The organism is Allobosea sp. P4_H5, assembly GCF_056400825.1.
On sequence record NZ_JBFUKM010000002.1, the window covers coordinates 388741 to 400368 of the forward strand.

General features: G+C 67.9%; 13 protein-coding genes and 1 other RNA gene. 2 read left to right on the top strand and 12 right to left on the bottom strand.

The genetic code is table 11. The annotated features are described in order from the left end of the window. Positions 1-26: 26 nt before the first annotated feature. The 12 genes from AC1DS0_RS05820 to AC1DS0_RS05875 form a co-directional block, all read right to left on the bottom strand. A complete protein-coding gene (locus AC1DS0_RS05820) occupies positions 27-815 on the bottom strand; it encodes an inositol monophosphatase family protein (protein WP_476813432.1) in 789 nt (262 codons plus the stop codon). 97 nt (positions 816-912) lie between these two features. Continuing rightward, entirely contained in the window at positions 913-1833 is a 921-nt protein-coding gene (locus AC1DS0_RS05825; RefSeq protein ID WP_476813433.1) for a tetratricopeptide repeat protein, read from the bottom strand. Beyond that, complete coding sequence (locus tag AC1DS0_RS05830; protein WP_476813434.1) at positions 1830-2483, bottom strand: thiamine phosphate synthase; 654 nt, start codon at positions 2481-2483, stop codon at positions 1830-1832. The genes AC1DS0_RS05825 and AC1DS0_RS05830 overlap by 4 nt, the downstream gene beginning before the upstream one ends. Beyond that, entirely contained in the window at positions 2480-3634 is a 1155-nt protein-coding gene (locus AC1DS0_RS05835) for a benzoate/H(+) symporter BenE family transporter (protein ID WP_476813435.1), read from the bottom strand. Before AC1DS0_RS05835 ends, AC1DS0_RS05830 begins: the two co-directional genes overlap by 4 nt. An 8-nt stretch (positions 3635-3642) precedes the next feature. Further along, positions 3643-4467: a TIGR00282 family metallophosphoesterase gene (locus AC1DS0_RS05840; protein WP_152012214.1), complete on the bottom strand. Its 825-nt coding sequence runs from the start codon at positions 4465-4467 to the stop codon at positions 3643-3645. A gap of 181 nt (positions 4468-4648) precedes the next feature. Further along, complete coding sequence (locus AC1DS0_RS05845) at positions 4649-5224, bottom strand: 5-formyltetrahydrofolate cyclo-ligase (protein WP_476813436.1); 576 nt, start codon at positions 5222-5224, stop codon at positions 4649-4651. 4 nt (positions 5225-5228) lie between these two features. Then, positions 5229-5384: non-coding RNA, 6S RNA (ssrS, locus tag AC1DS0_RS05850), on the bottom strand. Between the two features lie 48 nt (positions 5385-5432). After that, positions 5433-5906: a GNAT family N-acetyltransferase gene (locus AC1DS0_RS05855; RefSeq protein ID WP_476813437.1), complete on the bottom strand. Its 474-nt coding sequence runs from the start codon at positions 5904-5906 to the stop codon at positions 5433-5435. Next, positions 5903-6988 carry a D-alanine--D-alanine ligase family protein gene (locus AC1DS0_RS05860; protein WP_476813438.1) on the bottom strand — a complete coding sequence of 362 codons (1086 nt, stop codon included), beginning with the start codon at positions 6986-6988 and terminating at the stop codon, positions 5903-5905. The genes AC1DS0_RS05855 and AC1DS0_RS05860 overlap by 4 nt, the downstream gene beginning before the upstream one ends. Positions 6989-7078: 90 nt before the next feature. Then, positions 7079-7258 carry an Imm63 family immunity protein gene (locus AC1DS0_RS05865; RefSeq protein WP_476813439.1) on the bottom strand — a complete coding sequence of 60 codons (180 nt, stop codon included), beginning with the start codon at positions 7256-7258 and terminating at the stop codon, positions 7079-7081. Between the two features lie 291 nt (positions 7259-7549). Beyond that, positions 7550-7918 (bottom strand): cell division protein ZapA, encoded by a 369-nt coding sequence (locus AC1DS0_RS05870; protein WP_152012217.1) that lies wholly within the window; start codon positions 7916-7918, stop codon positions 7550-7552. Continuing rightward, a complete protein-coding gene (locus AC1DS0_RS05875; RefSeq protein WP_476813440.1) occupies positions 7918-8226 on the bottom strand; it encodes a DUF4164 family protein in 309 nt (102 codons plus the stop codon). Before AC1DS0_RS05875 ends, AC1DS0_RS05870 begins: the two co-directional genes overlap by 1 nt. A gap of 258 nt (positions 8227-8484) precedes the next feature. Between AC1DS0_RS05875 and tkt the strand changes: the two genes are divergently transcribed. Together tkt and gap are read left to right on the top strand one after the other, a co-directional pair. Beyond that, on the top strand, positions 8485-10488 hold the full coding sequence (tkt, locus tag AC1DS0_RS05880) for a transketolase (RefSeq protein WP_476813441.1): 2004 nt from the start codon (positions 8485-8487) through the stop codon (positions 10486-10488). A gap of 107 nt (positions 10489-10595) precedes the next feature. After that, positions 10596-11606 (top strand): type I glyceraldehyde-3-phosphate dehydrogenase, encoded by a 1011-nt coding sequence (gene gap, locus AC1DS0_RS05885; RefSeq protein ID WP_476813442.1) that lies wholly within the window; start codon positions 10596-10598, stop codon positions 11604-11606. Positions 11607-11628 lie beyond the last annotated feature (22 nt).

Below are 11628 nucleotides of genomic sequence, written 5' to 3' on the forward strand. Positions count from 1 at the left end.
CAAGCGAGAAAGCGGGGCTTCCGCAATCAAAGCACGGTCTTGAGGACTGCGCGCAACGCCGGTTCGCCGGCCTCGTTGCCGCAGATCACATCCTTGGCCGAGGTCGGCTGCTTGCCGTCGAGCGTGCCGAAGGTGCCGCCCGCCTCGCGCACCATCACGGCGCCGGCGCCGAAATCCCAGGTGTTGAGGCCGCGTTCCCAATAGGCGTCCATGYGGCCGGCGGCGACATAGGCGATGTCGAGCGCGGCCGAGCCCATGCGGCGGACATTGGCGAAGCGGCTCATCACCGCGCCGAGCTCTTTGAGGAAGAGCGGGTGGCCGCCCTTGCCGATATGCGGCACGCCCATGCCGATCAGCATGTCCGCCGATTCGCGCCGGCCGGAGACACGCAGGCGGCGGTTGTTGACATAGGCGCCCTTGCCCTTCTCGGCGATGAAGAGCTCGTCCTTGGCGGCGTCGTAGATCACGCCGGCGATGAACTGGTTATCGCGCTCCAGCGCCACCGAGATGTTCCAGTGCGGGATGCCGCGCAGGAAGTTGTGGGTGCCGTCGAGCGGGTCGATATGCCAGCGATTGCTCTCGTCGGTGCCGGCGACGACGCCGCTCTCCTCCATGACGAAGCCGTAGCCGGGCCGCGCCTTCTCCAGCGCCGCGCGCAGGATCTCCTCGGCCTTGTGGTCGGCCTTGGAGACGAAATCGCCCGGGCCCTTGGCCAGGACCTGCAGGTTCTCGACCTCGCCGAAATCGCGCTTCAGCGAACGCGACGCCTTCATCACGGCATCGGTCATCACGGTCATCAGGGGGGAGCGGATCATTGTACAAACCTCGAGGCGCGCGACGCGCGGCGGAAGAGAACAGGCTATCAAAGAGCGATGGTGGGGTGGCGCCAGCGTTGCGCCACGAATTTCGCCGTCACTTGCTCGGTTGGCTCGGCGTCGTCAAGGCCGTGGCCTCGATCCGGTCGGCGGCGAGGCGCGCGGCGCGCTCGCGCTGCTCGGGCGAAAGCCGCTCCAGCAGCTGGTCGAGCGTGGCGTCGGCAAGGCCCTGGGCGCGCGCGGCGAGGTGCCAGGCGGCCGCCTCCGAGAGATCGGGCGGGACGGCGCGGCCGAACTGGTGGAGCTTGGCCAGCCGGTTCTGGGCGATAGCATTGCCCTTGTTGGCGGCGCGGATGAAGAGCCTTGCCGCGGCGCGCTCGTCCTTGGCGACGCCGTCGCCGTTGAACAGCATGATCGCATACTCGACTTCGCCGGCGATCAGCCCGTTGGCGGCAGCCTTGCCCATCCATTCGGCCGCCAGGGCGTCGTCCTGCGCGACGCCGCGGCCGATCTTGTAGAGCACGCCGAGCGCGTGCTGGGCGTCGGCGAGATCGGCCGCTGCGGCGATCCTGAGACAGGCGATGGCGCGCTGGTCGTCCTGCGGCCGCCCGGTGGCGAGCAAGGCAAGGGCGAGATTGTAGTTGGCGGCGGGATGTCCGGCGGCGGCGGCCTTCTCCAGCAGGGCGCCGCCGGCCTTGGGATCGCGCGCCAGGCCACGACCTTCCAGAGTCGCCATGCCGAGGGCGAAGATCGCGTTGACGTCGCCCTTGTCGGCTGCCAGGCGATACCAGTCGGCGGCGGCCTTGGGATCGATGCGGACACCGAGCCCCTGCCGGTAGATCTCGCCGAGCAGCGTCATCGCCGCGGCGTCCTTCGGATCGGCCTCGAGCCGCTTCAATGCATCCGCCTGGGCGCGCCGGTAGTGTCCGGTCTGATAGGCGCCATAGGCGAAGTCCGGCTCCGCCGCGGTGGCAGGGAGGGCGAACGTCAGGGCGAGCGCTACGAGCGCAAGCCTCATCGCGCCATCCTGCGGGCGTGCTGCGCCGCGATCGCGGCATCCGCCTGCGCGACTGCGGCGCGGATGTCGACATCCTCGGCGAAGACCCATTCGCCGAGGGCAACGAATTCGGCACCGGTCTCGATCAGGGCCGGAACCGACTCGGCATCGGGGCAATAGGCGATGCAGGGCGTCTCGAAGATCTCGGCCCACCAGGAGGCGCGCTCGATCACCGCCGGCAGCGCCGGCAGCGAGCCGTCCGGCCGCGGCTCGCCGAACATGACGTAATCGACACCGGTCTCGCCGATATCCATGGCGTCATGGCGCGAGCGCAAGCCCCCGGCGCCGATGATGCGTTCCTGCTTCAGGCTGGAGCGCGCCTCGGCGACCGCTTCGGCTCCCGCCGTCAGATGGACGCCGTCGGCGCCGCCGCGGCTGGCGACCTGAGCCGAGGCCTCGACGACCAGGGCGACATTCTGCGCCTGCACCGGCGGGGCCAGGGCCTTGACCCGTTCGGTGAGGCTGCGCTCGTCGCCGGGCGCGAGCCGCAGCAGCACGGCGGCGACATCGCCGCCGGCGAAGGCCTGCATCAGGCGAAAGGACAGCGCGCCGGGATCCAAGATCGGCGGCGTGACGAGCATAAGGCGGGTGCGGGGGGCGGATGTGTTCATGATCGTCCGCGCAAACGGCCCGCGGCGTGGTCCAATGTCAAGACCATAAGCCCGGCGACGAGGCTCCAGAAAGCGGAGCCGACGCCGAACAGCGACAGGCTGGAGGCCGCGACGGCGAAGGTGACGACCGCGGCGAAGCGGTCCTTGTCGCTGCCCATTGCCTGGCTGAGTGCGCCGGTGAGCGAGCCGACGAGGCCAAGGCCGGCGACCGCGACGATCAGGGCCTTCGGCATGGCGAGGATCAGCGACAGCAGCAAGCCAGCGGTAGCCGCGACGACAAGCCAGAGCAAAGCGTACCAGATCCCGGCCTTCCAGCGCTCCTTCGGATCGGGATGAGTGTCGGCACCGGTGCAGATCGAGGCGCTTATCGCCGCCATGTTGACCATATGGGCGCCGGTCGGGGCGGTCAGGAACGACATCAGCCCGGTGACGAACAAGCAGGACGCCGTCGGCGGCTGGTAGCCGGAGGCGCGCAGCACGGCAAAGCCCGGCAGGTTCTGCGCCGCCATGGTGACGAGATAGAGCGGGATGCCGATGCCGACGATGGCGGTGAGATCGAGATGCGGGACGATCAGCTCGATATGCGTCAGCGCGACGGGGCCGGCGGGCAGTGTCGCTGTGCCGGTGGCGAAGGCGAGGGCGAGCCCCGCGCCGAGCGCCGCGATGACGCCGAGGAAGGGGTTCCACAACCGCGCCAGCAGGAAGACCATGAGCAGCGTCAGCACCAAAGCCGGCTGCAGGCGCATCTCGTCGAAGACGGCGACAACGAAGCGGAAGATCACGCCGGCGAGCATGGCCGCAGCCAGGCTCATCGGGATGCGCTCCACCAGCGCCCCCAGCGGGCGGAAGGCAGCGGTCGCCATCATCAGCACGGCGGCGGCAAGGAAGGCGCCGACGGCCGAGGCCATGTCGACGCCGCTCACCGCCGCGATCAGCGCCGCACCGGGCGTCGACCAGGCGCAGATGATCGGCATGCGATGCCGCCAGGACAGGATGAGGCTGGACAGCCCCTTGGCGATGGCGAGCCCGGCGAGCCAGGAGACTGTCTGTCCCGGCGTCGCGCCGACCGCTTGCGCGGCGGCGAGGATCACCGCGACCGAAGCCGCGTAGCCGACGAAGACGGCGACGAAGGCAGAGAAGAGCTGCGACATCGGCCGGTCTATTCGTCCCAGGCGGTCGGCCAGGTTTCGGCGAGCGTGGCGCCCAGGCGCACCGGCCATGCCGCCTTGGCGAGGCCGGTGCGGTCGTCGGTCTCGACCGCGATGCCGGACAGCGTGCCTTCGCCGAGGGCAGGCTCTAGCCGTGAACCCGGCGTCTTCTGCAGGAAGCGGCGGATCGCCTCCTCCTTCTGCATGCCGAGGATCGACTCGTAGTCGCCGCACATGCCGGCATCGGTCTGGTAGGCGGTGCCGGCCGGCAGCACGCGCGTATCCGAGGTCGGGACATGGGTGTGGGTGCCGACGACGAGGCTGGCGCGGCCGTCGAGATAATAGGCCATGGCGAGCTTCTCGCTGGTCGCCTCGGCATGGACGTCGACGATGACGGCGTCGGCGGCGTCCCCGAGCGGGCAGGCGGCGAGTTCACGCTCCAGCGCGGCGAAGGGGTCGTCGAGCGCGTCCATGAACAGGCGGCCCATGACGTTGACGACGAGGACGCGAGCGCCGTTCCTCGCCTCGATCACGGTCGCACCACGGCCGGGCGTGCCGGGCGGATAGTTCGCCGGACGGATCAGGCGCGGCTGGCGCTCGATGAAGACCAATGCCTCGCGCTGGTCCCAGGAATGGTTGCCGAGCGTGACGACATCGGCGCCGGCAGCGAGCGTCTCGTCGCAGATCGCCTCGGTGATGCCGAAGCCGCCGGCGGAGTTCTCGCCATTGATGACGACGCAGTCGAGTTTCCAACGCTCGCGCAGACCGGGGAGACGGTCCTGGACGGCGAGGCGGCCGGCGCGCCCGACGATGTCACCGAGAAAGAGCAGACGCATGTCACTATCCAACGCTTGGGCCGCGCATCACGGCCCGTTATTTCGCATCTCCGCACAAGACAGCCGTCCCGGCTCTCCCCAGGCCGCGCGGTACGATTGTGCGGTCGGGAAAAAACACGGCAGGACGGCGGCGTCTTGAAGGAAAGGCGCAGCCGCTAATGACGTGATCGCCGCGGCGAAATCAACCGCAGCGGATCGCCTCGTCCTGCGTGACGACCCAGTCGAGGCGGCGGTCATGCGGCTCGGCGGGAACTTCCGCGATCTCCTGCGCCGCATAGGCGATGCCGACGGTCAGGGCCGGTTCGAGCTCGGTGATGGCGCGGTCGTAATAGCCCTTGCCATAGCCGATGCGGTAGCCGCGCCGGTCGAAGGCGGCGAGCGGGACGATCAGGATGGCGGGCTTCACCTCCAGCTGCTCGGGAGCCGGCACCAGCGTGCCGAAGCCGCCGGGCACGATCGGCTCCCAGGGTGCCCAGCGCCGGAAATGCATGCGCTTCTCGACGATCGCCGGCAGGCAGAGCGGCAGGCCGCGCTCGTGAAGGGCTTCCAGGATCGGGCGGGGATCGGCCTCCGAGCGCATCGGCCAATAGGCGGAGACCGGTCCCTGAGTGAACCCGGGCAGCTCCAGCACGCGCGCGACGATGGCCTCGTCCCAGAGCAGGCGATCGTCCAGTTCGAGGGTGTCGCGCCGGGCGAGCGCCTCGGCTCGCAGCGCGGCCTTGCGCGGGGAGGGGGCGAGAGAGACGTTGTCGGTCATGGGGTGCGGAGCCACCTCGGCCGTGGAGATTTCGATCCCGGGACACCTACAAAGTAGGTGGGCGCCGTGTGTCCGGGTCCAGGGACCCGGTCAGGGACAGCTCCCTAGGGAGTCGTATGGGCCCGGGAATACATGACTCGCACGTACCAGGCAGCCCCGCCGGGACAATGTAGGGAAAGCGCAGGTGAAGCGCCAGTGGCGATTGTCGCTACAGCTCCATGTGGACGATCTCTATCGGCTGCCCGCCCAGGCCGTGCGAGAAATGGCCGCGGCCGATGCTGCGGAAGCCATGCTTCCGGTAGAAGCCCTCGGCGTTCACCGTGGATTCCAGCCTGATCGCTCCGAAATGCCCGGCGCGCGCCCGTTCGATGCCGATATCGAGGAGCCGCCTTCCCAGCCCGGTGCCCGCCGCCTCCGGCAGCAGGAACAGCCGGGTCACCTCGCCGGGCTCGGCGTCGACGAAGCCGACGACCGCCCCCGCGCGTTCGGCCACCACCATGCCGCCCTTGGCGATCAGCGCCTCGTAATAGGCCGGCGTGCGCTCGCCCATCCAACCGGCGATCTGTTCCGGCGAATAATGTCCCGATGCCAGCGCGGCGACGGAGCGTCGCGTGATCTCGAAGACCGCCGCGCCGTCGCCTCGCGCCGCGTCGCGCAGCAGCACCACGTCCGTCGTCGTCATGCCCCGGCCCCGCGCGCGATGCCGTGGCGGATCACCCGGTCGATCAGGTCGGGATAGGCGACGCCGCTGGCGGCGAGCGCCTTGGGGAACATGCTGATGTCGGTGAAGCCGGGGATGGTATTGATCTCGTTGACCAGCGCACTGCCGTCCGGGCGCAGGAAGAAGTCGACGCGGGCCATGCCGTCGCAGCCGAGCGCGTAGAAGGCGCGCTTCGCCAGCTCCTGCAGGTTGGTGATGGTTTCCTCCGGCAGATGAGCCGGAACCTCGACGCGGGCGCCGTCCTCGTCGAGATACTTGGCCTCATAGGTGTAGAAGCCGTGACTCGCGGCAGCGACGATCTCACCCGGCAGCGAGACGATGGTCTCGCCATCGGCCTGCTCCAATACACTGAGCTCGATCTCGCGGCCGGCTATGAACTCCTCGACCAGCACCACGCTGTCGTGCCGGAAGGCCTCGGCGAGCGCCGCTGCGAAGCTCTCGGCATCCGTCGCCTTGCTGACGCCGACCGAAGAGCCCTGCCGGGCCGGCTTGACGAAGAGCGGCAGGCCGAGCGCGGCGCTGGCCTGCTCGAAGCTCAGCGGCTCGCCGCGTCGGACGGTGAGCGAGCGGGCGACGCCGAGGCCGGCCTCGCGCAGCAGCCGCTTGGCGATGTCCTTGTCGAGCGCATTGGCCGAGCCGACGATGCCGCAGCCGGCGAGCGGGATGCCGGCGACCTGGGCCAGCCCCTGGACCGATCCGTCCTCGCCGTCGAGACCGTGCAGCACCGGGAAGAGCACGTCGATCTTCGGCAAGGTCTGCGGTGCCGCGCCGTCCTGCAGGCGCAGGAGGCGCCCGTTCCCGCCCGGCAGCAGGCAGAGCTCGGCGCCGTCCTGCGGGATCGGATCGGGCAGCACGCCGTTCTGCAATTCGAGCTCGCGCCATTCGCCAGCCTTGGTGATCAGGATCGGCACGACGTCGTATCTCGCCTTGTCGATCGCCTTGACCACATTGGTTGCGGACATCAGCGAGACCTCGTGCTCGGAAGACCTGCCGCCGAGGAGAATCGCCACCCGAACCCTGTCACCCATCGTCGCCGCCTTCATCGATTCGCTTCTACCCGGAAGCGTCAGTCAGGCATGATTGAGGAATTGCAAAGGCGGCGCACGATGATGCCAATCATCTTGCGGGGCAGCCTAACCGTCTTGGAGCGGGTGGAGGATCAAGATGGCGGCCTGGTCCGCTCGCTGCCTTGCAGCCCAATCACCGGATAGGCGCGCCAGCAATTCGAGCTGTTTTTCGAAGCGTAGTCGGCGATTATCCTCCCCAGCGCGACGATGCTCCAGCTCATGCTTGCCCGCCATCAAGGATGTCACGTCCTGGAGACCCAATACAACAGGAGATCGAGTTCAGCGGTTACGTCCCGGTTATGCTCGCTGCCACGCTCGGCGACGACATAGTGGTAGACTTGGTTGACCTCGATGTGAGGGCGTCCCGTTTGATCCGAGGTCCCGTAGCTTGGCAGGGAATAACGGGGCGCCCCGATCATATCGGCCAGGGCTTCGATAACGATCTGCAATGCGGGCAAGTCCAGACGTTTTGGGAGCATGCAACTCTCATCCGCCTTGTATCGAGCCAGATTCCGCTTCTACGCCCGCTCGCGAGCTTCAGCCCACCTGCCCAGGCAGCAGGCTTCTCGCCACGGTCTCGATGCGCTCGGCTGCGGTATTGAGCGCGGCAGCGGCCCTCTCCTCGACATCGCCGGCGCGCTGGTCGGCGAAGCCGGCATCGCCTTGCAGCGACTGCAGGCGGCCTTCCAGCGTCTCGATCTTCTTCTTCAGCTCGGTGACCTCGTCGGCGACCATCAGCGCCGCCATGACGTGCAGGCGCATGTCGCCGATCTCGCCGAAGGCCTGGCGCATTTCCTCGATCTTGCCGTCATAGAGCTGGGCGAGCGCCTCCAGATGCGGCTCCTCGCCTTCGCCGCACGCCATGCGATAGGCCTTGCCGGAAATGGTGACGTTGACCTGGGGCATCAGGCATCCTGCTCGGCTTCTTCGTCGGGTTGGGCCTCGACGCGGGCGATCACTTCGGTAAGCGCCGTCATGGCGCGGTCGAGCTTGCGGTCGACCTCCTGCGCGACACCCTCGACCTGGCCGATCCGCGCCATGGCGCCGTCGAGTTCGACGGCGAGGCGGGCACGATCGTCCTGCATCAGGGTGAGTTCGGTTTCGAGATTGGCGCGGCCACGCTCGACCTCGAGCCGCCTGCGGGCGGCTGCTTCGAGCTGGCCGAGCGCGCCTTCGAGGCGCGACAGGGCGTGATCCAGTGCTGGAGACGCCACGCTTCTTCCTTTGCGTGCCGGGGAAGCCGGCTCATCCGATTCGGAAGCCTAGTTTAACAAATATCTCCGTGGAAAGCGCTTCAACGGGTTCGATCCGATCGAAGCGTGGGGAAAAGTCGAGATCTGCGTCCTTGCAGGCGAATTGACTCCGCTTGAGCGGGCGGCCTATCGAACGCGCGACCTTTTTCTCAAGAGTTCGCTGCTCGCCGCCGGCCAGCTTCGGCGCGAGCCTCGTTCCGCCTCCGCCGGAGAGATTCCATGACGACGCCTGCGATCGACCGCGCCCAGCACGAGCGGCTCGCCAACGCCATCCGCTCCCTCGCCATGGACGGCGTCGAGCAGGCCAAGTCCGGCCATCCTGGCCTGCCGATGGGCGCGGCCGACGTCGCGGCCGTGCTCTTCACCCGCATCCTGAAATACGATGCGGCCGAGCCGCGCTGGCCCGATCGCGATCGCTTCGTGCTCTCGGCCGGCCATGGCTCGATGCTGATCTACGCGCTGCTCTATCTCACCGGCACGCCCGGCATGGAGCTCGACGACCTCAAGAAGTTCCGCCAGCTCGAATCGAAGACGCCGGGCCATCCCGAGAACTTCATGACCGCCGGCGTCGAGACCACCACCGGCCCGCTTGGCCAGGGGCTGGCGACCGCGGTCGGCATGGCGATGGCCGAGCGCATGCTCGCCGCCGAGTTCGGCAAGAAGCTGGTCGACCACAGGACCTATGTCCTCGCCTCCGATGGCGACCTGATGGAAGGCATCAGCCAGGAGGCGATCGCGCTCGCCGGCCATCAGAAGCTCAACAAGCTGATCGTGCTCTGGGACGACAACGGCATCTCGATCGACGGGCCGCTCTCGATCTCCGACTCGGTCGACCAGCTCGCCCGCTTCAAGGCCTGCGGCTGGAAGGCCGAACGCGTCGACGGGCATGATCCCGATGCGATCGAGGCGGCGGTCCGCCGCGCCCAGAAGTCAAACAAGCCGACGCTGATCGCCTGCAAGACCGTGATCGGCTTCGGCGCACCGAAGAAGGCCGGCACCTCCAAGGCGCATGGCGAGCCGCTCGGCGCCGAGGAACTCGCCGCCGCCAAGAAGGCGCTCGGCATCACCGGCGGGCCGTTCGAGGTCGCAGCCGATGTGCTCAAGGCCTGGCGCGGCTTCGGCGCCACCGGTTTCGCCGAGCGCAAGGAATGGAATACGCGCCTGGCGGCACTGTCCGAGCGCAAGCGCGGCGAGTTCGAGCGCCGCCTGGCTCATACCGTGCCGGCCAAGCTCGCCAAGACGCTGGTCGCACACAAGAAGGCGCTGGCTGCGAACCCGGTCACAGTCGCGACCCGCAAGGCGTCGGAGCTGGCGCTCGATGTGATCGTGCCGGTGATGCCGGAGCTGGTCTCGGGCTCGGCCGACCTGACGCCGTCGAACAACACCCGCGCCAAGGGCTTCGAGGACTTCACGCCGAAGACCCCGAAGGGCCGCTATGTCCGCTACGGCATCCGCGAGCACGGCATGGCCGCGGCGATGAACGGCATCACCCTGCATGGCGGCTTCCGCACCGCCGGTGGCACCTTCCTGGTCTTCGCCGACTATGCCCGCCCGTCGATGCGGCTCGCCGCACTGATGGGGCTGCCGGTCGTCTACGTCATGACCCATGATTCGATCGGCCTTGGCGAGGACGGCCCGACCCACCAGCCGGTCGAGCAGATCGCATCCTTGCGCGCCATGCCGAACATGCGCGTGCTGCGTCCCGCCGATGCAATCGAGACGACCGAAGCCTGGCAGATCGCGCTGGAGCGGACGGATGGTCCGACCGTGCTGGCGTTGTCGCGCCAGAACCTGGCGCCTGTCCGCACCGACGCTTCGGCGACGAACCGCTCGGCCAAGGGCGGCTACGAGCTGCTGGCGGCCGAGGGCGGCAAGGCGCAGGTCTCGCTCTTCGCCTCGGGCTCCGAGGTCGAGATCGCTGTCGCGGCCCGCAAACTCCTGGCTGACAAGGGCATTCGTGCCCGCGTCGTCTCGGTGCCGTCGCTCGAGGCGCTGCTGGAGCAGGACGGAGCGACCAAGGCTGCGATCATCGGCGATGCCCCGATCAAGATCGCGGTCGAGGCCGCCGTGCGCTTCGGCTGGGACGGCGTGATCGGTGCCGATGGCGGCTTCGTCGGCATGTCCTCCTTCGGGGCGAGCGGTCCCTACAAGGAGGTCTACAAGCATTTCGGCATCACGCCGGAGGCGGTGGCCGAGGTTGCGATCAAGCGCCACAACGGCTGACCTCCTTGAAATTTTTAAGGCCTGCCCTTGCGTTCCGCCATGGTTTGGCCGATTTGCCCGCGTGAATGACCCGGCCCTGCCGGTGAACGGCGAAGGAGAGGATTGAGATGACGGTCAAGGTGGCGATCAACGGCTTCGGCCGTATCGGGCGCAACGTTCTGCGCGCGATCATCGAGTCGAAGCGCAAGGACATCGAGGTCGTGGCGATCAACGATCTCGGCCCGGTCGAGACCAATGCGCATCTCTTCCGCTTCGACTCCGTGCATGGCCGCTTCCCCGGCACGGTCACCGTCTCCGGCGACACGATCGACGTCGGCCGCGGCCCGATCAAGGTGACCGCGATCCGCGATCCCAAGGATCTCCCGCACAAGGCGCTCGGCGTCGACATCGCGCTGGAATGCACCGGCATCTTCACCACCCGCGACAAGGCGGCGGCCCATCTCGCGGCCGGCGCCAAGCGCGTGCTGGTCTCGGCCCCCTGCGATGGTGCTGACCTGACGGTCGTCTTCGGCGTCAACAACGAGGCCCTGACCAAGGATCACATCGTCGTCTCGAACGCCTCCTGCACCACCAACTGCCTGGCCCCGGTGGTCCGGGTGCTGCATGACGCCGTCGGCATCGACAAGGGCTTCATGACCACGATCCATGCCTATACCGGCGACCAGCCGACGCTGGATACGATGCACAAGGATCTCTACCGCGGCCGCGCCGCCGCGATGTCGATGATCCCGACCTCGACCGGCGCTGCCAAGGCGATCGGCCTGGTCATCCCCGAGCTCAAGGGCCGGCTTGACGGCACCTCGATCCGCGTACCGACGCCGAATGTCTCGGTCGTCGACTTCAAGTTCATCTCGAAGCGCAAGACCACGGTCGAGAAAGTCAACGAGGCCATCATCAAGGCGAGCAAGCGTGGCGCCCTGAAGGGTATCCTCGCCGTCACCGACCAGCCCAACGTCTCGATCGACTTCAACCACGATCCGGCGTCGTCGACCTTCGCGCTCGATCAGACCAAGGTCCTGGACGAGAAGTTCGTCCGCATCCTCACCTGGTACGACAACGAGTGGGGCTTCTCGAACCGCATGAGCGACACTGCCGTCGCCATGGCGAAACTGATCTGACGCACACTCCCTTCGCAGCCGC